Source organism: Nocardioides islandensis, assembly GCF_015352455.1.
Lineage (GTDB): Bacteria > Actinomycetota > Actinomycetes > Propionibacteriales > Nocardioidaceae > Nocardioides > Nocardioides islandensis.
In genome coordinates this window covers 60938-84794 of the sequence record NZ_JADKPN010000014.1, presented here as the reverse complement: position 1 = coordinate 84794, position 23857 = coordinate 60938, and the positions used below count along the sequence as shown (strand labels likewise).

General features: G+C 71.3%; 25 protein-coding genes. 15 read left to right on the top strand and 10 right to left on the bottom strand.

The features are described 5' to 3' along the window. The first annotated feature begins 27 nt into the window (after positions 1-27). Positions 28-645 (top strand): class I SAM-dependent methyltransferase, encoded by a 618-nt coding sequence (locus tag ISU07_RS19320; protein ID WP_194708472.1) that lies wholly within the window; start codon positions 28-30, stop codon positions 643-645. Here ISU07_RS19320 and ISU07_RS19315 read toward each other — a convergent pair. Further along, positions 611-832: a hypothetical protein gene (locus ISU07_RS19315; protein WP_228522217.1), complete on the bottom strand. Its 222-nt coding sequence runs from the start codon at positions 830-832 to the stop codon at positions 611-613. The genes ISU07_RS19320 and ISU07_RS19315 overlap by 35 nt on opposite strands. Before the next feature lie 26 nt (positions 833-858). Here ISU07_RS19315 and mgrA point away from each other — a divergent pair, with 26 nt between their 5' ends. From mgrA to ISU07_RS19300, 3 genes are read left to right on the top strand one after another with little or no spacing between them, the layout of a single operon-like run. Continuing rightward, positions 859-1899, top strand: a complete 1041-nt coding sequence (gene mgrA / locus ISU07_RS19310) for an L-glyceraldehyde 3-phosphate reductase (protein ID WP_194708471.1) — start codon at positions 859-861, stop codon at positions 1897-1899. A gap of 16 nt (positions 1900-1915) precedes the next feature. Further along, a complete protein-coding gene (locus tag ISU07_RS19305) occupies positions 1916-2428 on the top strand; it encodes a SigE family RNA polymerase sigma factor (RefSeq protein WP_323742712.1) in 513 nt (170 codons plus the stop codon). Next, positions 2421-3401, top strand: a complete 981-nt coding sequence (locus ISU07_RS19300) for a hypothetical protein (protein ID WP_194708470.1) — start codon at positions 2421-2423, stop codon at positions 3399-3401. The genes ISU07_RS19305 and ISU07_RS19300 overlap by 8 nt, the downstream gene beginning before the upstream one ends. 7 nt (positions 3402-3408) lie before the next feature. On the opposite strand, the gene ISU07_RS19295 is transcribed toward ISU07_RS19300, so the two are convergent. Continuing rightward, entirely contained in the window at positions 3409-3804 is a 396-nt protein-coding gene (locus ISU07_RS19295) for a hypothetical protein (RefSeq protein WP_194708469.1), read from the bottom strand. 7 nt (positions 3805-3811) lie between these two features. Then, complete coding sequence (locus tag ISU07_RS19290) at positions 3812-4369, bottom strand: TetR/AcrR family transcriptional regulator (RefSeq protein WP_194708468.1); 558 nt, start codon at positions 4367-4369, stop codon at positions 3812-3814. Positions 4370-4437: 68 nt separating this feature from the next. Between ISU07_RS19290 and ISU07_RS19285 the strand changes: the two genes are divergently transcribed. Beyond that, positions 4438-4773, top strand: coding sequence for a DMT family transporter (locus tag ISU07_RS19285; protein ID WP_228522216.1), 336 nt, complete (start codon positions 4438-4440; stop codon positions 4771-4773). Between the two features lie 82 nt (positions 4774-4855). Here ISU07_RS19285 and ISU07_RS19280 read toward each other — a convergent pair whose 3' ends face one another. Further along, positions 4856-5161: a hypothetical protein gene (locus ISU07_RS19280; protein ID WP_194708467.1), complete on the bottom strand. Its 306-nt coding sequence runs from the start codon at positions 5159-5161 to the stop codon at positions 4856-4858. A 231-nt stretch (positions 5162-5392) separates the two neighbouring features. On the opposite strand from ISU07_RS19280, the gene ISU07_RS19275 reads away from it, so the two are divergent. Both ISU07_RS19275 and ISU07_RS19270 read left to right on the top strand, forming a co-directional pair. Next, positions 5393-5974, top strand: coding sequence for an RNA polymerase sigma factor (locus tag ISU07_RS19275; protein ID WP_194708466.1), 582 nt, complete (start codon positions 5393-5395; stop codon positions 5972-5974). Between the two features lie 13 nt (positions 5975-5987). Continuing rightward, positions 5988-6431 carry a hypothetical protein gene (locus ISU07_RS19270; protein ID WP_194708465.1) on the top strand — a complete coding sequence of 148 codons (444 nt, stop codon included), beginning with the start codon at positions 5988-5990 and terminating at the stop codon, positions 6429-6431. Positions 6432-6435: 4 nt separating this feature from the next. Here the strand turns inward: ISU07_RS19270 and ISU07_RS19265 are convergent, their stop codons facing one another. Then, positions 6436-9018 (bottom strand): CHAT domain-containing protein, encoded by a 2583-nt coding sequence (locus ISU07_RS19265; protein WP_194708464.1) that lies wholly within the window; start codon positions 9016-9018, stop codon positions 6436-6438. Positions 9019-9095: 77 nt separating this feature from the next. On the opposite strand from ISU07_RS19265, the gene ISU07_RS19260 reads away from it, so the two are divergent. The 3 genes from ISU07_RS19260 to ISU07_RS19250 all read left to right on the top strand — a co-directional run bounded on the left by ISU07_RS19260 (position 9096) and on the right by ISU07_RS19250 (position 12722). Further along, positions 9096-10466 carry a S8/S53 family peptidase gene (locus ISU07_RS19260; RefSeq protein ID WP_194708463.1) on the top strand — a complete coding sequence of 457 codons (1371 nt, stop codon included), beginning with the start codon at positions 9096-9098 and terminating at the stop codon, positions 10464-10466. A gap of 82 nt (positions 10467-10548) precedes the next feature. After that, complete coding sequence (locus ISU07_RS19255) at positions 10549-12270, top strand: ABC-F family ATP-binding cassette domain-containing protein (protein ID WP_194708462.1); 1722 nt, start codon at positions 10549-10551, stop codon at positions 12268-12270. 17 nt (positions 12271-12287) lie between these two features. After that, positions 12288-12722 carry an SRPBCC family protein gene (locus ISU07_RS19250; RefSeq protein ID WP_194708461.1) on the top strand — a complete coding sequence of 145 codons (435 nt, stop codon included), beginning with the start codon at positions 12288-12290 and terminating at the stop codon, positions 12720-12722. A 162-nt stretch (positions 12723-12884) separates the two neighbouring features. Here ISU07_RS19250 and ISU07_RS19245 read toward each other — a convergent pair whose 3' ends face one another. The 4 genes from ISU07_RS19245 to ISU07_RS19230 all read right to left on the bottom strand — a co-directional run bounded on the left by ISU07_RS19245 (position 12885) and on the right by ISU07_RS19230 (position 16739). Then, a complete protein-coding gene (locus tag ISU07_RS19245) occupies positions 12885-14159 on the bottom strand; it encodes a S1C family serine protease (RefSeq protein ID WP_323742711.1) in 1275 nt (424 codons plus the stop codon). A 67-nt stretch (positions 14160-14226) separates the two neighbouring features. Further along, positions 14227-14712, bottom strand: a complete 486-nt coding sequence (locus ISU07_RS19240; RefSeq protein ID WP_194708460.1) for a hypothetical protein — start codon at positions 14710-14712, stop codon at positions 14227-14229. Between the two features lie 115 nt (positions 14713-14827). Further along, positions 14828-15349 (bottom strand): cupin domain-containing protein, encoded by a 522-nt coding sequence (locus ISU07_RS19235; protein WP_194708459.1) that lies wholly within the window; start codon positions 15347-15349, stop codon positions 14828-14830. Positions 15350-15434: 85 nt separating this feature from the next. Continuing rightward, complete coding sequence (locus ISU07_RS19230; RefSeq protein ID WP_194708458.1) at positions 15435-16739, bottom strand: citrate synthase; 1305 nt, start codon at positions 16737-16739, stop codon at positions 15435-15437. A gap of 313 nt (positions 16740-17052) precedes the next feature. On the opposite strand from ISU07_RS19230, the gene rplM reads away from it, so the two are divergent. The 5 genes from rplM (at position 17053) to ISU07_RS19205 (ending at position 22868) form a co-directional block, all read left to right on the top strand. Continuing rightward, the gene (gene rplM / locus ISU07_RS19225; protein ID WP_194708531.1) at positions 17053-17496 is read left to right on the top strand and encodes a 50S ribosomal protein L13; all 444 of its coding nucleotides are present in this window, start codon (positions 17053-17055) and stop codon (positions 17494-17496) included. Between the two features lie 26 nt (positions 17497-17522). Beyond that, entirely contained in the window at positions 17523-18050 is a 528-nt protein-coding gene (rpsI, locus tag ISU07_RS19220) for a 30S ribosomal protein S9 (RefSeq protein ID WP_407671458.1), read from the top strand. A gap of 20 nt (positions 18051-18070) precedes the next feature. After that, entirely contained in the window at positions 18071-19417 is a 1347-nt protein-coding gene (gene glmM / locus ISU07_RS19215) for a phosphoglucosamine mutase (protein ID WP_194708457.1), read from the top strand. Positions 19418-19473: 56 nt separating this feature from the next. Continuing rightward, positions 19474-20469: a GNAT family N-acetyltransferase gene (locus ISU07_RS19210; protein WP_194708456.1), complete on the top strand. Its 996-nt coding sequence runs from the start codon at positions 19474-19476 to the stop codon at positions 20467-20469. Positions 20470-20582: 113 nt separating this feature from the next. Then, positions 20583-22868 carry a PQQ-dependent sugar dehydrogenase gene (locus ISU07_RS19205; RefSeq protein ID WP_194708455.1) on the top strand — a complete coding sequence of 762 codons (2286 nt, stop codon included), beginning with the start codon at positions 20583-20585 and terminating at the stop codon, positions 22866-22868. A 12-nt stretch (positions 22869-22880) separates the two neighbouring features. Here the strand turns inward: ISU07_RS19205 and coaA are convergent, their stop codons facing one another. Then, positions 22881-23849: a type I pantothenate kinase gene (gene coaA, locus ISU07_RS19200; protein WP_194708454.1), complete on the bottom strand. Its 969-nt coding sequence runs from the start codon at positions 23847-23849 to the stop codon at positions 22881-22883. Positions 23850-23857: the final 8 nt, after the last annotated feature.

The following is a 23857-nucleotide window of genomic DNA, read 5'->3' as shown; positions in this document are numbered from 1 at the left end:
GAAAGGAGGGGCTGGGAGGATGCCCCGGTGAGCGAGGACCACTACTTCACCGCGGACCCGTCGGTCCCGTTCACCAGGGAGCCAGTGGTCACGACGGTGTGGGGACACCGGCTGTCGCTGTCCAGCGGCTCGGGGGTCTTCGCCCGCGGTCGGCTCGACATCGGTACGTCGGTGCTGTTCCGCGAGACCGAGCCACCGGTGTCCGGCCGGGTGCTGGACCTGGGCTGCGGGTACGGCGTGATCGGGCTGGCCGTCGCGGTCGCCTCACCCGCGACGACGGTCACCGGCGTCGACGTGAACGAGCGCGCCGTCCTGCTGGCGAACGAGAACGCCGCCCGGCTGGGTGTCTCCGACCGGTACGTCGCGCACACGCCGGACGGCGTACTTGTTCACGGGCGGGGCGAGGCGACCTACGACGAGATCTGGTCGAACCCGCCCATCCGCATCGGCAAGCAGGCCCTGCACGAGCTGCTGCTGACCTGGTTCCCGCGGATCGCCCCGGGCGGCCGCGCCGTCATGGTCGTCGGCAAGAACCTCGGCGCCGACTCGCTCCAGTCCTGGCTCGGGGACCAGGGCTGGCCGACGACGCGGCTGGCATCGGCGAAGGGGTTCAGGGTGCTGGAGTCACGGGCGGCGTCGGCTTGACCCACACCGTCGGCCAGTCCTCCAGATCCTCGACGAGCTCGTCGTCGACGAACAGCGAGTACAGCGGCTCGGCCGGGAAGTCGTTGACCCGGACGCGCAGCCCGTGGCCGTCGACCTCGGCGTGGTAGGGCCACTCGCCGTCCTCGGTGAACCGCCAGCGCACCAGCATCCGGGTCCAGTCGGGCACGGGGACGAGGGTGCCACGATGGGCGCATGACCTACGAGGCGGCCGAGGACAGGTACGACGCCGGGCACTTCCGGTACACCGGGCGCAGTGGCCTCCAGCTGCCCGAGCTCAGCCTCGGGCTGTGGCAGAACTTCGGGATCGACCGGCCGGAGGAGACGCAGCGGGCGATCCTGCGCCGCGCGTTCGACCGCGGCGTGACCCACTTCGACCTGGCGAACAACTACGGGCCGCCCTACGGCCGGGCGGAGGAGAACTTCGGGAGGTACCTCGCCGAGGACTTCGCGCCGTACCGGGACGAGCTGGTCATCTCGACCAAGGCGGGGTACGACATGTGGCCCGGCCCGTACGGCCAGGGCGGCGGCTCGCGCAAGTACGTGCTGGCCTCCCTCGACCAGTCCCTGAAGCGGATGGGGCTGGAGTACGTCGACATCTTCTACAGCCACCGCTTCGACCCCGAGACCCCCGTCGAGGAGACGATGATGGCGCTCGACACGGCGGTGCGTTCCGGCCGGGCGTTGTACGCCGGCATCTCGTCGTACTCCGCGGACAAGACCGCGGAGGCGGCGACCATCGCCCGGGACCTCGGCACACCGCTGCTGATCCACCAGCCGTCGTACTCGATGCTCAACCGCTGGATCGAAGGCGACCTCCTCGACACCCTCGAGGAGCAGGGCATGGGCTGCATCGTGTTCACCGCCCTGGCGCAGGGGCTGCTGACCGACCGGTACCTGAACGGCGTGCCCGAGGACTCCCGCGCCGCGCGGGAGGACTCCACGCTCGCCGGTCTCGACGACGACGTGCTGGAGCGGGTGCGTTCGCTGAACGCGATCGCCGAGCGACGCGGACAGAAGCTCGCCCAGCTCGCCCTCCAGTGGGCGATCCGGGACCCGCGCGTCACGTCGGCGGTGATCGGGGCATCGTCGGTCGAGCAGCTCGACACGAACCTCGACGCCCTGGACTTCCCGGACCTCACCGAGGAGGAGCTCGCGGAGATCGACGAGTACGCCGACGAGTCGGGGGTCAACATCTGGGCGAAGTCGAGCGAGGACGCAACAGACGAGGAGTGACGGGCGTCTGTAGGGCGTGAGTGCCGGGTCGATCGAGACGACGGTGACCGCCGACTTCGACGACTGGGTCGCCGCGCGCGGCCCGGGTCTGCTGCGGCTCGCGTACGTGCTGACCGGCAACCGCGCCGACGCCGAGGACGCCGTGCAGGACGCGCTGTCCCGGGCCCTGCCGCGCTGGGAGCACATCCGGTCCGTCGGTGACCCGGACGCCTACGTCCGGCGGATGGTGGTCAACGCCCACACGTCGTGGTGGCGCCGGTTCCGCAAGCGGGAGACGCCGGTCGCGGAGACGTTCACGCACGGGGTCACCGGCCCGGACACGAACGACGAGCGGGACCGGCTCTGGCGCGCCTGCCTCGCGCTGCCCGAGGCGCAGCGCGTGGCGGTGGTGCTGCGCTTCTACGAACAGCTCGAGTACGCCGAGATCGCGGCGCTGACCGGCGTGGCCGAGGGGAGCGTCCGCTCCCGGGTGTCCCGCGGCCTGGCGGCGCTGCGGACCAGTCTCGGGGAGGAGGACGACCATGAGTGAGCTCGAGGAGCGTCTCGGCTCCACGCTCCGCGGTGTGGCCGAGGCTGCCCCCGGCGCGGTCGGACTCGCGGACGCGGCTCGCACGCGCTCGCGCGCACGGCGCCGTCGTCGTACGGCGCTCGCCTCGGCCGCCGGCGTCGTCGCCGTCGCGGCCGTCGTGGGCGGCGTGGCGCTGCTCGGCTCGGGCGGCGACGAGCCGTCGCGGGTGGCCACCGACACCGTGGAGCCGGCCCCGACCCGCGTGGAGACCTGGCACGACGTGTCGGTCACCGTGCCCGCGGACTGGGGGCACGGGAACCTCGACGACTGGTGCAGCAACGGCGAGAGCGACGGGAGTCCGGTCGTCGAGCGGCCCGGTGCGGTGTCGATCGACATCCTGTGCACGCCGATGTACGGGTACGGCGTGCAGTTCTCCGAGGGAGGTGGCGCCGGCTTCGAGGCGTTCAGCCCGGGCACGGTCAACCGGTCCGTGAGCGAGGACTACCCGGAGGGCTCGTGGCAGGGGTACGAGCAGGCGGGAGGCACGCGGGTGCTGGTCGTCGCACCGACGCGGAAGGAGGCCGAGGCGGTACTCGGGTCCTTCCAGCACGTGACGGGCGTGGACGCCAACGGCTGCGCTCCTCGCGACGGTGAGCCCGGGAAGGCGCCAGCGGGTCAGGTGCGGTTGTGCCGCTACCTGGACGGCGGGCTCGAGCAGAGCGAGCTGCTGACCGGTCAGGACGCCGCGGACGCCGTCGCCGCGCTCGACGCCGCCCCGGACCGTCCGGCGCTCGCGTGCCCCAACGTGGTGGGCAGCTCGGTCGTCGTGACGTCGGCCGAGAAGACGGGTGTCGTGCAGCTCGAGACCTGCGCAGGGCTGTTCGGGTGGGGTGGCGTCCAGCACGACCTGACGGCCGACATCCTCCACTGGGTGCTCTCGCCCGGCTGGACCGGCCAGGCACCCGACGGCATCACGTTCGAGCCGCGCCGCTAGACATGCCCTAGAGGTGGTCGGGAACGACCAGCGCGTCGGGGTCGGCGCGGGGAGGTACGTGGGACAGGGCCAGCTGCACCAGCGCGACCCGCGCCTTGAGCAGCACCTTGCCCCGGATCCCGCCGAGGTCGCCGGCCCGCTCGCGCACCGCGGTGGCGACCTGCTCGTCGGTGAACGTGGGCCGGGTGCCGACGGCCACCTCGACGTCCGGCAGGGCCACGAGCACGCCGAGCAGCTGGTCGCCGAGCCCGTCGAGCAGCTGGAACCGCTGGAAGCGGGTGAGCGCCTCCCACGCCTCGTCCGGCGTACGCCGTCCCTTGCGCACGTCCTTGTCGCGCGCTGCCAGCACGCTCTTGGCCGCGCCCTCGAGCGCGACCGTCAGCTCTCGTTCGGTGAACCGCATGGGCGTCCTAACCTGCCAGACCCTCGGCGGCGTCGGCCAGGTCCTTCACCGCGCGGGACAGCTCGGCGGGGGAGTCGGTGGCCAGGTCGACGTGGAAGCCGAGCAACGAGGACTCCACGAGCTGGGTGATCCGGGCGACCTTCGCGCGCGGGGCGCCGCACCGCTGGAACCAGTCACGCATGGCCGCCGCCCAGCGGTCGTTGGACGAGCGGACCGCGGAGCGGTACGGCTCCTGGCCGAGGTACCCGCTGACGGCGGCCTGGACGTAGATCAGGTTGCACGCGTGCAGGGGCGGCTCGCGGTACGCCTGCCAGAGCCGCAGCACGCCGGTCCGCACGCTCGTGGGCGCCTGCAGGGCGTTGAGGTAGGCGACCGAGCGGTTCGTGCTCTCGTCGACGACGGCCGCGACCAGCCCGTCCCGGCTGCCGAAGTGGTAGATCAGCATCCGGTCGCTGGTCCCGACAGCTGCGGCCAGCGGTCGCAGGCTGAGCCCGATCAGCCCCTCGGCGAGGACGTGGTCCGTGCATGCCGCGAGAAGCGCGTCACGTCGTGACTCCTCGGGCATAAATCAATTGTAGCGAGTGCTACAGTAGGAACCAGATGTAGCGAGTGCTACATCGCCGGATCAAGGAGATGACTGTCATGTATGGCGCGTTCCTGCTGCTGGGAGTCGCGATCGTGATCGAGGTCGGCGCGACCGCACTGCTGCCGAAGGCCGACGGCTTCACCCACCCCGGGTGGGCGGCCGTGGTGCTGGCCGGCTACGGCCTCTCGATCTGGATGCTGACGGTCGTCGTCAAGCAGATGCCGGTCTCCGTGGCGTACGCCGTGTGGGCGGGAGCCGGGACCGCGCTGGTGGCCGTGATCGGCCTGGTGTTCCTGGGCGAGCACTTCACCTGGGTGAAGGCCGCGAGCCTGGCGATGATCGTCGCCGGCGTCGTGGGCCTCAACCTCGCCGGCGCCCACTGACCGGTCGTCCCCCGCTCGCTTCCTGGGAGGACGTCGAAGAACGGGACGGATCTCTGTCCGAGGTGATCCGCCCCGTTCCTCGTCACGCTCGCCGGGTACGGCGCAGCTTCAGCCGGTTCTCGATCTGGGAGCTGCGGTCCCAGCGTGCGGTGGACGCCGAGTCCTGCCGCGCCTTCTCGGCCTGGGCCTGACGCTCGGCCCGGTCGGCGGAGACGGCGCCGCGGTTCTTGTACTCGACCGCCGGTACCGAGGTGGGCGGGTAGATGCGCGCGTCGTAGCCCGTGGTGCCCGGGTCGGCGATCGTCTCGTCGCCGCAGGCGGCGGCACCGAGAGCGACGGCGAGCAGGGTGGTGGCGACGAGGACGCGGCGGGTGGTGGTGGTGTGCATGGCGATGTTCCCTTCAGGTGTGCCGTCCGAGGGGACCCTCGGCGGTGATTCCACTGACGGGTGAAAGCCGCCGCTGATACATCGCTCGGAATCGGTGAGAAACGTGGTTGCTGGCCCACGTTGCGGGTGTCACCGTGGACGAACCATGTGACGTATCAACGGGCCCGGCCGCTGCTCTGCACTGACGTGGTGACCATCGAGGACCGTCTCGCGGCAGCGGAGGAGACGCGCATGCAACAGCTCGTCGCCGTCGACGACCTGGTGGCCCGCGCTCGGAACGGTGACCAGGAGTCGTGGAACGCCCTGGTCGACCGGTATCTCCCCTTGGTCAACTCCGTCATCGGCAAGTTCCGGCTCTCCTCCGCCGACGCCGACGACGTCAACCAGACGGTGTGGCTGCGCCTCGTCGAGAACCTCGGCGCCATCCGCGAACCTCGTGCCCTGCCGGGGTGGCTGGCCACGACGACGCGCAACGAAGCGCTCCGGGTCATCCGGTTGCGCGGCCGCGAGTCCATCTCCGACCCGCAGAGCCTGACGTTCGAGCGCCCCGGCGGCGACCCCGAGGCCGACGCGGACCTGCTCCGCGAGGAACGGGCCCAGGCCCTGCGCGACGCGCTCGAGGAGCTCCCGGCGGGCCGCCGCGAGCTGCTCGAGCTGCTGATGAGCGATCCACCGATCTCCTACGACGAGATCAGCGCGAAGCTCGGGATCCCCAAGGGGAGCATCGGCCCGACCCGCGCACGAGCCCTGCAGCAACTACGCAACACGACCGCGATGCGCGCCCTGATGGCGGCTCCGGCCATCGATGGATGAGGAGGTGGACCCGATGACGTCCTGGACCGACGACGACGGGCTCATGGACCAGCTGGCGGACGCGCTGGCCCAGGAGAGCGGCGTACCTCCGCATCGCCGACGGGCGGCGTACGGCGCGTTCGCATGGCGGACGGTCGACGAGGATCTGCTGGATCTCGTGCACGACTCCGCGCTGCAGACGACGGCCGCGGTACGCGGCGCCGAGGACGCGCGGACGCTGGCCTTCGCGGGCGGTGGGCTGTCCCTCGAGCTCGAGGTGGACGACAGCACGCTCACCGGCCAGCTCCTCTCGTCCGGTGGCGGGGTGGAGGTGACGATGGAGCGGGCCGACGGCGAGAGTCGGACGGCCCGCACGGACGCTTCGGGCTTCTTCACGCTCCCCGGAGCCTCGGGCCCGACCCGGTTCGCCGTCGAGATCGACGGCACTGTCCACCGCACGGAGTGGCTGGTGCTGTGACCCGTCAGGCCCCGATCGCGAGGAACGCCGCGGCCGTGGCCCGACGCAGGTCGTCGCCGTGTGACAGCCGGCGCGCCCGCAACAAGACCGTCCCGAGGTCCTCGCCCACGTCGAGGGCGCGGTGCACGTCGAGCATCACGACGGCCGTCGCCGCGTCGTTGACCGCGGCCACGCTCGACACGATCCCGGCGGTCCCCATCGACAACATCGCCGACGCGAGACCGAGCATCTCGCCCGCCCCGATCGGGGCCACCACCCCGGACTCGCAGGCGGACAGCACCAGCCGGTACGGCGCACGGGCGAGCCGCTCGAGGTCGTGCACGGTGACCGGCCCGTCGTCGACGTCGAGCGAGGAGAACATCGGGCTGTCCTCCCGGAACCGCCCGTGCGCAGCGATGTGGGCGATCCCCGCCCCGTCCAGGGCGGCCAGGCAGCGCTCGACGGTCGCGCTGCCGTCGCGCAGGACCAGAGCCTCGGGATGGCGCTCGGAGAGCACGGCGATCTCGGACCCGCCCGTCTCCAGCCCGGGACCCGCGATCAGCACGCGCCGGCCGGAGCGCGGACCGCTGCTCTGGGCCCGCAGCCAGAGCGAGGCCGACGGCACGACCGTGAAGGGCACGTCCGCCAGCGCCGGCAACAGTGCCCACGGCGCTGTGTGCAGCCGGCTGGTCGGGGAGACCACGACCGGGCCGTCGGGCAGTGCGCGCGCGGCCTCGCCGAGGAGTGCCTCTTGAAGGCGCTCCCCGATGTCGGCCAGCTGGACCGGACGCCCGCGCGCCAGCTGCCGCAGGCTGAAGCGGGCGATCCTGGCCAGGTCCTCGGCGTCACCGACCGGACCGGCACGGAAGCGGCGCACGCGTCCGCCCGCGACCAGCAGGACGTGGATCAGCCCGTCCACCTCGACGAGCTGGACGAAGGACCGGGTGCCGAGCCCGGCGATCAGCTCGTCGATGTCGAAGCGCGGCAGCTCGGTGCTCGAGCCCGTCACGTGGCGGGCCCGCTGCCGGATCGCCAGCTCGAGCCGCGCCCGCTCGTCGTCGAGGCGAGCCACGGTGTCCGTGCCGGAGGCTCGCGCCTCGGTGAGCCTGCGTCGCGTGTCGCGCAGAGCGGCCAGCAGCCGCGCGACCTCGCGGTCGTCGGGGGGCCGGACCGGAGGTTGCGCGAGGGCGGTCGCGCGCCAGCGCTCGCTCCACGCCAGGAGCAGGCGCGGGGTGCCCTCCGCGGCGTGGTGCAGGGCGAGGCCCGCGAGCTCGTCGCCGTGCCGGTTCGCGAGCGCGCGGAGCTCGGACCCACCCAGACCCGCGCGGTGCTCGTCCAGCGCCTCCAGGCCGAGACGACAGGCGCCCAGCACTCCGCGGGAGTCGCCCCTGGCCTCGCGTTCCAGGGCCAGCGCTCGCCAGCCGGTGGCCCGCACCAGGGCCGAGGAGTGGCGCCGGAAGCGCGCGGCCCGCTCCAGGAGCTGCGGCGCGACGTCGAGCCCCCCGGCCAGCGCCGCCCGCCCGGCGAGCAGCCACGCCTCCACCGCCTGGTCCGAGCCATGCTCGTCCAGGCGGGTGCCGAGGGCGTGCGCGTCGCCGACCAGCCGCCGCCCCGGGCGGCCGGTCCCGTGCCGGGCCAGCAGGACGAGCAGCTCGGCGTGGTCGGCCCACCAGTCGCGCCGTTGCCGGCGGAAGAGCGACCGCGCACGGGACGCGCTCTCCAGCGCAGCGCGGGCATCGCCGCGGGCCAGCTCGGCGGTGGCGAGGGCGAGCAGGAGCTCGGCGTGCTCGACGGGGAGCAGCGACCCGGCGCGCACCCGTGCCGTCACCAGCTCGGCAGCCTCCTCGGCCAGACCGGCCGTGAGCAACGCGTCGCAGCGGTCGCTGACCAGCTTCTGCGGGTCGAGCTGCAGGACCGCGTAACGGGCGGCGGCGTCGTCGTACAGGCGCAGCGAACGAGGCAGGTCGCCGCTGCAGTAGGCGATGAAGCCGCGGTTGTGCAGGGTGACCACGGCCTCGACGGCCTGACCCTCGCGGACGAACAGCTCGTCGGCCTCGCCCACGGCCTGGGCCGCCTCGTCCGTGCGTCCCAGGGCCAGGTAGCTGAGTCCCAGCACGTTGAGGGTGCGCGCCTCCCAGACTCGGTCGCCGGCCGAGCGCAGGCGCGGCAGGGCCTGCTCGAGATCCACGACGGCCTCGTGGGGCCGCTCCAGGAAGAAGTAGTGCATGTTGGCCCGGCGCATCAGTATCCGCGCCAGCGTTGCCGACTCTGTTGCAGCGTGGACCGCACGATCGAGCTGGTCGAGCCCTGCGCCGGACCGGCCGGACATCACCAGAGTGACACCCAGTGTGGCGCGGACGTCGGCCTCGCGGTCCGGGTCGCCGGCGCGCCGCGCGAGCCGGATGGCCCGCCGGAGCTCGGCGAGCGCGCCCTCGATGAGTCCGCGGTCACGGAGCACGATCCCCCGCGCCTGGCGGGCGACCGACTCCTCCCACGGTCCTGGATCCGACGCCAGGATCTCGCCGGCCTCGCGCTCCGCGCGGTCGGGCTCTGCGATCGCGAGCCGGAGCAGGTCGGCGACCGTCGACCTGTCCACCGTGCTCCCCATCGCGCCACCCTCCCGGGGCCGACCGGCCCCACCGGCGTCTGGGACCTCCAGGCGCATTCTCGCGAAAGGGCACACCGATGACACAGAGGTTGAACGAGCCGTCCCATCTGCTGGCCCGGGAGACAACACGGGACCAGGTCGCGGCGATGAGGGCCGCCCGTTCGGGAAAGCTGGCCTACGACTCGCCCGACGCAGCCGATGTCAGCTATCACTTCGTCCCCGGTCGCCTCCTCTGGTCACAGCAGGACGACGCCGACGTGCAGACGTTGTTGACCAGCGATCGACGTCGCTCGGACTTCGACAGGATCGGCACTCTCGCTGTCGACTCGCTGGCTCCCGCCGTGACCAACGTCGTCGTCAACCAGCTCACGCCGCGTCGCCCGCGTCGCGGGGCTCAGGTGGACCGACGTCGAGCGGGTCATGGGGACCAGGCCCTCGAGGCCATGCTGGCGATCTTCGACGACGAGCTCGGCGAGGGCGTCGTGACACCGGACCACTACCTCCACGTGGCCAACGGCGACGGGAAGCACTGTCCTGCCACGGAGCCGGAGGAGAGCGGCCTGAGCGGCCCCTGGCCACCGATGGTCGACCAGGCCCATGCACAGGCGGGCGCCAACGTGCGCGTCGCCGTCATCGACACCGGCTGGCACCAGCCGGCCGGCCAGGAGCAGGTCACGTCCTACCTGGCCGGCGACGGCGGCGAGCCCGAGCCGTACACGGCCGGTCAGCAACTGCGGCTGTACCAGGGGCACGGCACCTTCATCGCGGGAGTGATCAAGTGCCGGGCCCCGAAGGCGCAGGTGACGCACTACCGGATCGGCGACGGCATCGCCGTGTCCGAGACCGAGATGGTCGACGCGATCTACCGGGCGCTCAACGACCCGGCCGGACCGCCGCACATCATCAACCTGTCGGCCGGGTGCCACACCCGCCACGGCATCGGCCCGTTGACCTTCCACCGGCTCTGGGTGGACACGCTGTCGGCCATGCCCGGCACCGTGCTGATCGCCGCGGCCGGCAACGACGCCACGAACCTGCCGTTCTACCCGGCCGCACGCGGCTGGGCCGTCGGCGTGGGCTCGCTGGACCACCGCGGGAACGGCCCGGTGTCGAGCTTCTCCAACTACGGCGACTCCGCCGACGTGTACCTCCTCGGTCGCAACCACGTGAACGCGTTCCCCCAGGGCGGCTACGTCTGCAAGGAAGCGCCCAACAAGCGCGACAAGCGCTACTTCGGCAACGGTCTGGCCCGTTGGAGCGGGACGTCGTTCGCCGCGCCGGTGTTCGCCGGGCTGCTGGCGGCCCGCCTCGGTCCGAACCCCGGACAGCGGGCCACCCAGGTGGCGTGGGACATGGTCACCCAAGCGCCTCAGCGGCAGGACCAGGTGCATGGTTGGCACCGCTACATCCGCCTGACGGACACGAACTGGAAGACCAACACCTACTGACCCACGCATCGGGTTCGTCTGCGCCCCCGAGCAGAGAAAACCCCGGGGAACCGCAGACGAATCGGTGGGAGGATCCACCCTTGTGGGTCACGTCGACGTCCAGGGGGTCCGGTTCGAGCTGCCGGACGGTCGCGTGCTGCTCGACGACGTGTCGTTCCGCGTCGGTGAGGGTGCCAAGGTCGCGCTCGTCGGCGCCAACGGGGCCGGCAAGACCACGCTGCTGAAGATCATCACCGGCGAGCTCACGCCGAGCGCGGGCGTCGTCACCCGCTCCGGCGGGCTCGGCGTGATGCGACAGATGGTGGGCACGAACCTCGGGGCGGACCCGACGGTCGCCGACCTGTTGCTCTCGGTGTCGCCGCCACGTGTGCGCAGCGCCGCGCAGGCCGTCGACGAGTGCGAGCGCGCGCTGATGGAGCGCGACGACGAAGCGACGCAGATGCGGTACGCCGAGGCGCTGGCCGAGTACGCCGACGCCGGCGGGTACGACGTCGAGGTCACCTGGGACGTGTGCACCGTCAAGGGGCTCGGCGTGCCGTACGACCGGGCGAAGTACCGCTCCCTGAAGACGTTGTCCGGCGGCGAGCAGAAGCGGCTGGTGCTGGAGTTCCTGCTGGCCGGACCCGACGAGGTGCTGCTGCTCGACGAGCCGGACAACTTCCTCGACGTGCCGGGCAAGCTGTGGCTCGAGCAGCGGATCCGCGAGTCGGACAAGACGATCCTGTACATCAGCCACGACCGCGAGCTGCTCAACAACACCGCCACCCGGGTGGTCACGGTGGAGCTCGGCGCCGCGGGCAACCTGGTGTGGACCCATCCGGGCGGCTTCGCGTCGTACCACGAGGCGCGCAGCGACCGGTTCGCCCGCTTCGAGGAGCTGCGCCGGCGCTGGGACGAGGAGCACGCGAAGCTCAAGGCGCTGGTGCTGATGTACAAGCAGAAGGCGGCCTACAACGACGGCATGGCCTCCCGCTACCAGGCCGCCCAGACGCGGCTGCGGAAGTTCGAGGACGCCGGCCCGCCGACCGAGCAGCCACGCGAGCAGCAGGTGCAGATGCGCCTCAAGGGCGGCCGCACCGGCAAGCGGTCGGTGGTCTGCACCGACCTCGAGCTGACCGGGCTGATGAAGCCGTTCGACCTCGAGGTCTGGTACGGCGAGCGGGTCGCCGTCCTCGGTTCCAATGGCTCCGGCAAGTCGCACTTCCTGCGGCTGCTGGCCGCGGGCGGGAGCGACCCGGACAAGGAACACGAGCCCGTTGCCCTTCGAGACGCCTCGTTCCTCGGCTCCTCAGGGACCACTAGTCCGTACAAGCACGTCGACCACACGGGCAAGGCCAAGCTGGGTGCCCGCGTGCGGCCGGGCTGGTTCGTCCAGACCCACGAGCACCCCGAGCTGCGCGGCCGGACGCTGCTGGAGATCCTGCACCGGGGTGACGAGCACCGTGACGGCATGGGCCGGGAGGCGGCCGCCCGGGTGCTGGACCGGTACGAGCTCGCGCACGCCGCCGAGCAGCGCTTCGAGTCGCTGTCGGGCGGCCAGCAGGCGCGGTTCCAGATCCTGCTGCTCGAGCTGTCGGGCGCCACGCTGCTGCTCCTCGACGAGCCCACGGACAACCTCGACGTGCAGTCGGCCGAGGCCCTCGAGGCCGGCCTGGAGTCCTTCGAGGGGACGGTGATCGCGGTGACCCACGACCGGTGGTTCGCTCGCGGGTTCGACCGGTTCCTGGTCTTCGGTGCGAGCGGCGACGTCTACGAGTCCGACGAGCCGGTGTGGGACGAGAGCAGGGTGCAACGGGTCCGCTGACGGCCTACCGTCGGGTCATGGACGAGACCTTCGACCTGTCCGTGGAGCACCCGGTCGACGCGTCGCCGGAGGACTGCTTCGACGCGTTCGTCGCGTTGTACGACAGCGACCGGCCCGACTGGGTGACCGGCTCCGAGCTCGACCTGCGGGTCGGCGGCCGGTGGCACGTGCGTTTCCACCCCGCGCCCGACCCGCCGTTCCGCGAGGAGCGCACGCTGACCGACGTGCACCGTGGCGTCGAGCTCGGCTACCACGCCCGCATCCAGGACGACGCCGGCCACGAGCGGTTCGCCACCCGGGTGCTGGTGACCTTCGCGCCCGGAGCGGGTGGGACGACCCTCCGGCTCACCCAGACCGGCTTCGACGACGAGGCCACCCGGGACGAGTTCGCCGCCAACTGGCCCGGCGTGCTCGAGGAGGTCGGCCGCCGGGCCCAACGGCTGGGCGGCTGAGCGCACTCGTCCGCGGGGCCGGGCGGGCGGAGCGAGCCCACCACAAGCGGACAGCGAGCGGAGCGAGCCACAGAGCACGGTGAGCCGGCCGCCCTGTCGCTCGGTCGACGGGCAGCCGGCTCACCGGGTGGGTCCTGACCCCGGAAAGGGAATGAAAGGGGGTCAGGAGTTCGTGGCGGACGAGTCGGAGTCCAGGGTCAGGCTGACCGTGTGCTCGTCCCCGTCGCGGGTGTAGGTGATGGTCACCCGGTCGCCGGGGCGGTAGGCCCGCACGGTGGCGACCAGCGAGTCGGCGTCGGTGATCAACGTGTCGTCGACCTTGGTGATGACGTCGCCGTTCTTCAGGCCGGCGTCGGCGGCCGCGGAGCCGGCGTTCACGTCGCTGATCTTCGCGCCGTCGGTGACGAGGGCGCCCTGGCCGGCCGCGACGTTCTCGACCGAGATGCCCAGGCGGGCGTGGGTCGGGGTCTCGCCCTTCTCCAGCTGCTGGATGACCGGCATGACCTCGTCGATCGGGATCGCGAACCCGAGGCCGATGGAGCCGGGCTCACCGCCCGTGGCGCCCTGGCTGGCGGTCTGGATGGAGGCGTTGATGCCGACCACGTGGCCGTTCATGTCGACGAGCGGGCCGCCGCTGTTGCCGGGGTTGATCGCCGCGTCGGTCTGGATCGCCGGGTAGACGGTGCTGTTGCCCTGGCTCACGGTGCCGACGTTCACGGGGCGGTTCAGCGCGCTGACGATGCCCGAGGTCACCGTGGCGTCGAGGCCGAACGGCGACCCGATGGCCACCACGCTCTGTCCCACCTGGAGCGAGTCGGACGACCCGATCGTCGCCGGCGTCAGCCCGCTGACGCCCTCCGCCTGGATGACGGCGGTGTCGGTCAGCGGGTCGGTGCCCACGATCTTGGCCTTGGCGTGCGACCCGTCGTTGAAGGAGACCTCGAGCTCGCCGCTGTCACCGGCCAGCTCGACGACGTGGTTGTTGGTGAGGATCTGCCCGTCCGAGGACAGGATGATCCCGGAGCCCGAGCCCTGCCCCTGCGGCCCGGCCACGTCGATCTTGACCACCGAGGGGAGCACGGTCTGCGCGACCTGCTCCACCGACCCGTCGCCCGACGCCGCGGCCGGGGTGTCGACGACCGGCGACGTCGAGCGCGGGGCCGACGCGGAGGTGCGGTCCGCGTCGTGCTGGGTGGTCCACACCGCGGCCCCGCCGACACCGGCGCCGGCCCCGACCAGCAGCGAGGCGGCGACCACCGACGCTGCGAAGGCGCCCCGGCGGGGCTTCTTCGGTGCGGTCGGCGTCGTGGTCGTGGCGCGCTCGTAGGCGATCGGGGGCAGCGGGTGCGTGCTCCAGCTGTTCCCCCATCCCTGCTGGGACTGAACGGGGTCCTGCGACTGGTGCGGGTCCTGCGGGTGCTGCGGTGTCTCGTTCACGTCCCCGACACTCGTGGCCCGACCTGTGTGCCACCTGAGAGTGCGCTGGGCGTCTGTGAAATTCGGACTACTTGTCCTTCTTCACCTTGGGCACGCAGAACTTGCCGTACACGTGCTCGGTGAACGTGTGGTCGGTGAGGTCCTCGACGCCGCGGAACCGGAGCCGACCGGTCGTGTCGACGTACCCGTCCGTGCCGGTCAGGCTGGTCGAGGCGGCGGCGAACCAACCCGTCGCCGTGTCGAGCGTGCCCTCGACCGGGGCGGTGAGCGTGCCCTTGTCGTTGGTCAGCACGATCTCTCCGGTGAAGGGCACGACGCCGTCCACCTCCACGCCGAGGGTGAAGGTGCCGACGCTGGTGGCCCACTCGCGCTGGCCGCGGTACAGGGTGGCGGTGGTGGTGCCCAGCCCGCTGTCGACGCCCTCGCCCTTGGCGTGGAAGCCGGTGCAGCGCTCGGTGGCACTGCCACCGGGCACGGCGTCGGCGGGCGCGACGACGCCGGCGACGAAGAGACCTGCCGTCAGGCAGAGGGCAGCACTGTGACGATGCTTCATGGGGGGTGACCTCCGGTTGGGGGGATTCGGGTGTCTGCTGGCGACGGTAAGGGTGCGCCGCACCACCCGCCACTGGTGCCGGTCTGGTCGTCCAGACCAGATAGCGCGCCGGTGCTCAGTCCTCGTCGACCCAGTAGGTGTCGTGGCGCAGCATGAACGCGACCCGCTCCTCGGGCGACATCGTCGCGCCGCGGCCGAGCGAGGCGAGCGTCTCGAAGTAGTCCTCGCGCGGCGCGCCCGGCGTGAACATCAACAGCATGCTGGCGCGGTTGCCGCCACGGAACCCGTGCAGCCCGCCCTCGGGCACGTAGAGGAAGTCACCCGCCCCGGCCTCCTGCCAGCCGCGCCCGTCGTACAGCCGTACCTCACCCTCGAGCACGTAGAACAGCTCGGCGATCGACCGGTGGAAGTGCGGGTCCGGCCCGCTCTCGGCCTCGCCGAAGCTCCACTTGTAGACGCCGAGCTTGCCGCCGGACTGCGGCCCGGTGAGCAGGTACTCGCAGCTGCCGCCTGCTGCGTACTCGATCTCCTTCGGCGCGTCGGCCGGCCGGATCCAGGCCGACGTCTCGCCGCCGTCGCCGTGGTACGCGTCGGGCGGGTAGCCCGCGGACGGGTCGTCGTAGAAGGGAAAGGACATGGGTCTATCCCAACCACGACCCGTCGGGCCTGTCGAGCCACATGGGTGCGCCGGACACGCGACGAAGCGGACCGGAGGCGCAGGACTACTGAGCCCAGCGCTCGCTGGCCGGCGTGAAGTCGAGGGTGCGGTCGCCGGTGTAGATCTGCTTGGGGCGGGCGATCTTCTGCTCCTTGTCCTGCACCAGCTCCAGCCACTGGGCGAGCCAGCCGGGGGTGCGGCCGATCGCGAACAGCACTGTGAACATCTCCGGCGGGAACTGGAAGGCCTCGTAGATGAGGCCGGAGTAGAAGTCGACGTTGGGGTAGAGCTTGCGCTTGACGAAGTACTCGTCCTCGAGCGCGATCTTCTCCAGCTCCTGGGCGATCTTCAGCAGCGGGTTGACGCCGGTCACCTCGAACACGTCGTCGCAGGCCTTCTTGATGATCGTGGCGCGCGGGTCGTAGTTCTTGTAGACGCGATGGCCGAAGCCCATCAGCCGCTCGTTGCCGTCCTTCACGCCCTCGATGAAGGACGGGATGTTCTCCATCGAGCCGATCCGGCGCAGCATCCGCAGCACGGCCTCGTTGGCCCCGCCGTGCAGCGGGCCGAACAGGGCGCCGACGCCGGCGGCCACGGCGGAGTACGGGTCGACCTGGGAGGAGCCGACGGACCGTACGGCGTTGGTCGAGCAGTTCTGCTCGTGGTCGGCGTGCAGGATGAACAGCACGTCGAGGGCCTTGACCAGCCGCTCGTCGGCCTGGAACTTCTGCTCGCTCATCTTGAAGAGCATGGAGAGGAAGTTGGCGGTGTAGCCGAGGTCGTTGTCGGGGTAGACGTACGGCTTGCCCTGCGCGTGCCGGAACGACCAGGCGCCGAGGGTCGGCATCTTCGCGATCATCCGCACGATCTGCATGTGGCGGTTCTCGGCGTCGTGGATGTTGCGGGCGTCCGGGTAGAACGTCGACAGCGCGCCCACCGAGGCCATCAGCATGCCCATCGGGTGCGCGTCGTACCGGAAGCCCTGCATGAACGAGCGGACGTTCTCGTGGACGAACGTGTGATAGGTGATCTCGTGCACCCACGAGTCGTACTCGTCCTTGGACGGCAGGGTGCCGTGCACCAGGAGGTAGGCGACCTCGAGGAACGTGGACTTCTCCGCGAGCTGCTCGATGGGGTACCCGCGGTACTCCAGGATCCCCTTCTCGCCGTCGATGAACGTGACCGCGCTCTTGCAGGAGGCGGTGTTCACGAACCCCGGGTCGTAGACCGCCAGACCGGGCTCGTCCTCACCGGAGCGGATCTGCCCGATGTCGGCCGCCCGGATCGTGCCGTCGGTGATCGGGACGTCGTACTCCTGGCCCGTGCGGTTGTCGCGTACGGTGAGAGAGTTGGCTGGCTGCTCAGGCACGGGTGCTCCTTCGACAACAGTGGGAGAACCGGTCGCCCGCAGGCCGCCTTCTTGGGGTGGACGCGGGTCCGGTTCGTCCTTTCAACCTAGACCGCGCTCCGGAACGGGTCGAATCCGAGTCTCGGAATTGGCGCTCGCCGCAACCGTCCGTAGACTGAGCGGTCGCGCCACCTGCCGCGTCCAGCCTCTCGCCCATCTGTTGGGCACGGGCCGGGTGCAGACCTCGACGCCGTACCCATTGCTACGGGCTGAGCGGGGCAGAGTTCGTCAGAGGGCGCAGTGAAACCTTTCCTACGAACGAAAAGGCATGCCTGTGCGCACGTACAGCCCCAAGCCCGGTGACGTGACCCGCGAGTGGCACGTCATCGACGCCGAGGACGTCATCCTCGGCCGGCTCGCCGTCACCGCCGCCAACCTCCTGCGCGGCAAGCACAAGCCGATCTTCGCGCCGCACGTCGACACCGGTGACTTCGTCATCATCGTCAACGCCGAGAAGGTCGCGCTGTCCGGCGACAAGAAGACCACCAAGATGGCCTACCGCCACTCGGGATACCCGGGCGGCCTCAGCGCCACCCCCATCGGCGTCATCCTCGAGAAGGACGCCCGCAAGGCGATCGAGAAGGCCGTCTGGGGCATGCTCCCCAAGAACAAGCTCGGCCGGCAGATCCTCAAGAAGCTGAAGGTCTACTCCGGCCCGAACCACCCGCACGCGGCCCAGAAGGCCGTTCCGTTCGAGATCTCCCAGGTCTCCCAGTAACTCCGACGAAGGACTGTGAATCACTCGTGACTGACACCACCAACGAGACTGGTCCCTCGGGCGTCGACGCAGACGTGGAGGAGACCTACACCCCTGACGAGTCGGGCATCGCCTACTCGTCGGAGTCGGCACCCTCGGCCGACGCGCCGCTCAAGCCGGCCACCATCGCGCCCGCCGCGGCCACCGGCCGCCGCAAGGAGGCCGTGGCCCGCGTCCGCATCGTCCCCGGCTCCGGCAACTGGACGATCAACGGCCGCACGCTCGACTCGTACTTCCCGAACAAGCTGCACCAGCAGGTCGTCAGCGAGCCCTTCGCCGCGACCCAGCTCGAGGGCCGGTTCGACGTGATCGCCCGCATCCACGGCGGCGGCATCACCGGCCAGGCCGGGGCCCTGCGTCTCGGCGTCGCCCGCTGCCTCAACGCGGTCGACCTCGACGCCAACCGCGCGGTCCTGAAGAAGGCCGGCCTGCTGACTCGTGACGCCCGCGTCATCGAGCGCAAGAAGGCCGGCCTGAAGAAGGCCCGCAAGGCGCCTCAGTACAGCAAGCGCTGATCTCGAGCCCGGGTCCGCCCATGGCTCGACTGTTCGGCACGGACGGGGTCCGCGGCCTGGCCAACGGTGATCTCACCGCCGGCCTGGCCCTGGACCTGTCCGCGGCCGCGGCCCACGTGCTCGCCGACCGTGGCGAGTTCGAGGGCCACCGTCCGCTCGCCGTCGTCGGCCGCGACACCCGGGTCTCCGGGCAGTTCCTGGAGGCTGCGGTCGTCGCCGGCCTCGCGTCGTCGGGCGTCGACGTGCTGCTCCTGGGCGTCCTTCCGACGCCCGGCGTCGCGTACCTCACCGCGAGCCTCGGCGCCGACCTCGGCGTCGTCATCTCGGCCTCGCACAACCCGATGCCCGACAACGGGATCAAGTACTTCGCCCGCGGCGGCCTGAAGCTCGACGACGCCATCGAGGCGGCGATCGAGAACCGGCTGACCGAGGAGTTCGACCGGCCCACCGGCGGCGAGGTCGGCCGCGTCACCCGCTACGCGACCGCCGTCGAGGAGTACGCCGCGCACCTGGTGCGCACCATCGACCACCCGCTCGTCGGGCTGACGGTCGTGCTCGACTGCGCCGAGGGGGCGGCCTACGACGTCGGTCCGCGCGCCCTGGAGGACGCCGGCGCCCGCGTCATCCCGATCCACGCCTCGCCCGACGGCCTGAACATCAACGACGGCTGCGGGTCCACGCACCTCGGCACCGTCCGGGCCGCGGTGCTCGAGCACGGGGCGGCCGTCGGCTTCGCCGTCGACGGTGACGCCGACCGCTGCCTCGCGGTGGACCACGAGGGCAACGTCGTCGACGGCGACCAGCTGCTGGCGATCCTGGCGCTGTCGATGAAGGAGGCCGGCACGCTGGCCAAGGACACCGTCGTGGCCACGGTGATGAGCAACCTCGGGTTCGTGAAGGCGATGCGCGCCGCCGGGGTCGGGGTGCGCCAGACCCGCGTCGGCGACCGCTACGTGCTCCAGGCGATGCAGGTGTCCGGCTACACGCTCGGCGGGGAGCAGTCCGGCCACGTGATCCTCACCGACTACGCGACGACCGGGGACGGGCTGCTGACCGCGCTCCAGGTCCTGGAGCGGATGGTCACCACCGGCAAGTCGCTCCAGGAGCTGGCCTCCGTGGTCCAGCGGCTGCCGCAGACCCTGGTCAACGTCGACGGCGTCGACAAGTCGCGCGTCGAGGAGGACGGCATCCTGGCCGCCGCGCTCGCCGAGGAGGAGGCCGCGCTCGGCGAGTCCGGCCGCATCCTGCTGCGCTCGTCGGGCACCGAGCCGATCGTGCGGGTGATGGTCGAGGCCCAGACACAAGCGGAGGCCGACGCGATCGCCGAGCGCCTCGCGGACGTCGTCCGCGAGCGACTGGCCCTCTAGGCCGGCTACGCCGAAACCCGGTCGCGCCGTCCGGGCTGCGTTCCTAGGGTGCACGGGTGGAGATCCGCGAGGTCGACCCGGCCGACGAGGCCGCGCTGCACCGCTGGTGGCAGGCCGGCCACGAGGCGATGGCCGGGCGTCCGTTCGACCTGCGGCCCACGTGGCCGACCACCCGCGCGGCGATGACCCGTCCGCACGACGACTTCGAGCAGACGCTGCTGGCGGCGTACGACGACGACAGCGTGGTCGGCGCGGCTCTGTTGCTCCTGCCGATCGCCGACAACCTGGCGATGGCGTACGCCGACGTGACCGTGCCCGAGCCGCACCGCCGACGCGGGGTCGGCTCCGCGCTGCTCGCCGACGTCGAGGCACGGGCCCGCGCTGCCGGGCGCTCCTACGTGCTCGTCGAGGTGCTCGCCCCGCTCGGGGTCGTCGGCCCGGGGGAGCGGTTCGCCGAGGCCCGCGGCTACCCGATCGCCAACCGCGAAGGGGTCAAGGTCCTCGACCTCGACGACCACCCCGACTGGGCGCCGCTGAGGCAGAAGACGGCCGAGCGCGCCGGTGGCTACCGGATCGAGACCTGGGGGAACTTCACCCCGGACGGGCTTGCCCCGGCCGTGTGCGAGGCGCTGAACGGCTTCATCAGCATGATCCCGAGCGGCGACGTCGCGATCGAGGACATCACGCTCACGCCGGAGCGGCTGCGCCGCAACGAGACCCGCAGCGACCAGCTCGGGCGGCGGCGGTACGCCGCTGCGGCCATCGCGCCGGACGGTGCGCTCGCGGGTTACAGCGACCTGTTCGTGCCCGCGCACGTCGTCGACCATGCCGACATCGGGATCACGATGGTGCTGCCCGAGCACCGCGGGCACGCCCTCGGGCTCGCGCTGAAGCTGGCCACGCACGAGTCGCTGATGGCCGCGGAGCCGCGGTGCCGCCTGGTGACGACCAACAACGCCGACGCCAACGCGCAGATGAACGCCGTGAACGACCAGCTCGGGTACCGGCTGGTCGAGCAGCAGCTGGAGGTGCAGAAGACGCTGTCGCAGTAGCCCAGATTGGCTAGAACGTCCACCGGTTCACCCGGTCGCGGCAGCCGTCGCACCAGGATCCTGGAGATCGGCGCCGGACCTCGATGGTCCGTCGCCCGGCCGAGGGGGTCACGATGCGGCGTGGGCTGAACTGGTCTCGGGTGGCGAGGGGTGCGGTCCTCTCCCTGGTGGCGGCGGGGTTGGCCGCCGTCACCGTCAGCGGAGAGGCGCAGGGTGCCACGACCCTGCCGGGCTTCAGCGAGTCGGTCGTGCTCAGCGGCCTGACGAACCCGACGGTCGTGCGATTCTCGCCCGACGGCCGTGTGCTGGTGGCGGAGAAGCGGGGCGTCATCAAGATCTTCGACTCGTTGTCGGACACCACACCCAAGGTGTTCGCGGACCTCAACGCGAACGTCTACAACTTCTGGGACCGGGGACTGCTCGGCATGGCCCTGGACCCCGAGTTCCCGACGAAGCCGTACGTCTACGTGCTCTACACCTACGACCACGAGCTGGGCTCGTCGCAGCAGGCCCCGCGCTGGGGAACCCCCGGCGTCTACTCGGACCCGTGTCCGACGCCCCCCGGCGCCACGGCGGACGGATGTGTCGTGAGCGGGCGACTGTCGCGTCTCACCGCGGCTGGTGACACGATGACGGGGCCTGAGCAGGTGCTCGTCGAGGACTGGTGCCAGCAGTACCCCAGTCACTCCGTCGGCACGGTCGAGTTCGACAGGTCGGGCGCCCTCTACGCCAGTGCCGGCGACGGCGCCAGCTTCAACTTCGCCGACTGGGGACAGGACGGGTCGCCGCTCAACCCGTGCGGAGACCCGCCCGGGCCGCCTGGCACCGTCCTCGCACCGCCCACGGCTGAGGGAGGTGCCCTCCGCAGCCAGGACCTGCGCACGACGTCCGACCCGGTGGGCCTGGACGGCTCGGTCATCCGCGTCGACCCCGCCACCGGCCAGGGGCTTCCGGACAACCCGCTCGCGTCCTCGGCCGACCCCAACGCGCGTCGCATCGTGGCCAGCGGCCTGCGCAACCCCTTCCGCCTGACCGGACGCCCTGGCACCGACGAGCTGTGGATCGGTGACGTCGGCTGGAACACGTGGGAGGAGATCAACCGCGTGCCCGTACCGACCAGCGGACCGGCCAACAACGGCTGGCCCTGCTACGAGGGAGCGTCTCGTCAGTCCGGGTACGACGGGGCGGACCTCGCGGTCTGCGAGAACCTCTACGCCACCTCGGGCGCGGTCACGTCGCCGTACCTCGCTTACAACCACAGCAACCAGGTGGTCGCCGGCGAGACCTGCCCGACGGGCAGCTCGTCCATCTCGGGACTGCAGTTCGGACCACCCGCGACCCAGAGTCCGTACCCGGCCGAGTACGGCAACGCGCTGTTCTTCGCGGACTACTCGCGCGACTGCATCTGGGTGATGCCGACCGGCACCGACGGCCTGCCGGACCGGACGCGGGTGCGCACCTTCGTGGCGGGCGCCGCCAACCCGGTCAACCTGCAGATCGGCCCCGGAGGAGAGCTCTACTACGTCGACTTCGACGGCGGGACGATCCGACGGATCAGCTACACGTCCCAGAACCGGCCGCCGGTGGCCGTGGTCTCCGCCAACCCGACAACGGGCTCCGCGCCGCTGACCGTGGCGTTCGACGCGACGGGCTCGAGCGACCCGGACCCCGGTGACACGTTGACCTACGCCTGGGACCTCGACGGCGACCTGGCCTATGACGACTCGAACGCCGCGAAGCCGACGTACACCTACATGTCGGCGGGCACGTTCACGGTCTCGCTCCGCGTGACGGACTCCCACGGAGCAACGGCGACGACGTCGACCACGGTCACGGTCGGCAACACCGCACCGACGGCCGTCATCGACATCCCGTCCGCGGGCACACTGTGGCGGGTCGGCGACGTCATCGCGTTCACGGGCCATGCCACCGACACCCAGGACGGAGCTCTGCCCTCGTCGGCGCTGAGCTGGGACCTGGTGATGCAGCACTGTCCGTCGAACTGCCACAGCCACCTCATCCAGACCTTCTCCGGGGTGTCCGGCGGCTCGTTCGTCGCGCCCGACCACGAGTGGCCGTCCTACCTCGAGCTGCGGCTGACGGCCACCGACTCCGGTGGACTGTCCAGCACGACGAGCCTCCGGCTCGATCCGAGGGTGGTGACGCTGACCTTCCAGTCCGTCCCGGGTGGGATGACCCTGACGGTCAACGGGCTCTCGGGCAAGGCGACGTTCTCGCGCACCGTGATCGTCGGCTCCACCAACACCGTGAGCGCGGTGTCGCCCCAGACCAAGGGCAAGCAGCAGTACCGCTTCGTGTCCTGGTCCGACGGTGGTGCCCAGACGCACACCATCGTCGCGCCGCAGGCGGCGGCGACGTACACGGCGAGGTACAAGTGAGGCGGCGCCGGGTCAGATCTTGCGCAGCCGCACGTAGCGCACCGAGTGGTCGCTGTCCTTGCGCAGCACCAGGTCGGCGCGACCGCGGGTGGGCAGGATGTTCTGGGTCAGGTTGGGGCCGTTGATGGAGTCCCAGATGCTCTGGGCGCGGTCGACCGCCTCGTCGTGGGAGAGCGCGGCGTACCTCGCGAAGTACGACGCCGGGTCGCGGAACGCCGTCTCGCGCAGCCGCAGGAAGCGCTCGACGTACCAGTGCCGGATGTCGCTGGTGGCCGCGTCGACGTACACGCTGAAGTCGAAGAAGTCGCTGGGTGCCAGGCCGCTGCGGCCGTCCTCGCGGGGGCGCGCGGGCTGGAGGACGTTGAGACCTTCGAGGATGACGATGTCGGGGCGGCGCACGACGACGTGCTCGTCGGGCACGACGTCGTAGGTGAGGTGCGAGTAGACCGGGGCGCTGACCTCGTCGCGGCCGGACTTGATCGCGATGAGGAAGCGCAGCAGCGCGCGGCGGTCGTAGGACTCCGGGAAGCCCTTGCGCTCCAGGATCCCGCGGCGCTCGAGCTCGGCGGTCGGCAGCAGGAAGCCGTCGGTGGTGACCAGCGCGACGTTCGGGTGCGCGGGCCAGTGCGCCAGCAGGTGCTGGAGGACGCGAGCGGTCGTCGACTTGCCGACCGCGACCGAGCCGGCCAGCCCGATGACGAAGGGGGTGCGCGGGGGCTGCGGCTGCTGGAGGAAGTCCTCCTGCTGGCGGTGCAGCAGCGCTGCGGCCTGCACGCGCAGGCTGAGCAGGCCGGAGAGCGGGAGGTAGACCTGGGTGACCTCGTCCAGGTCGAGCGCGTCCCCGAGGCCGCGCAGCCGGGTGATCTCGTCCTCGGTGAGCGGCGTCGTCTCCTCGGCGGCCAGCGATGCCCAGCGTGCGCGGTCCAGCTCGACGTACGGCGACGGCTCGCGCTCGGTCCCGAACGGGCCGTCGGAGGGCATACCTCAAG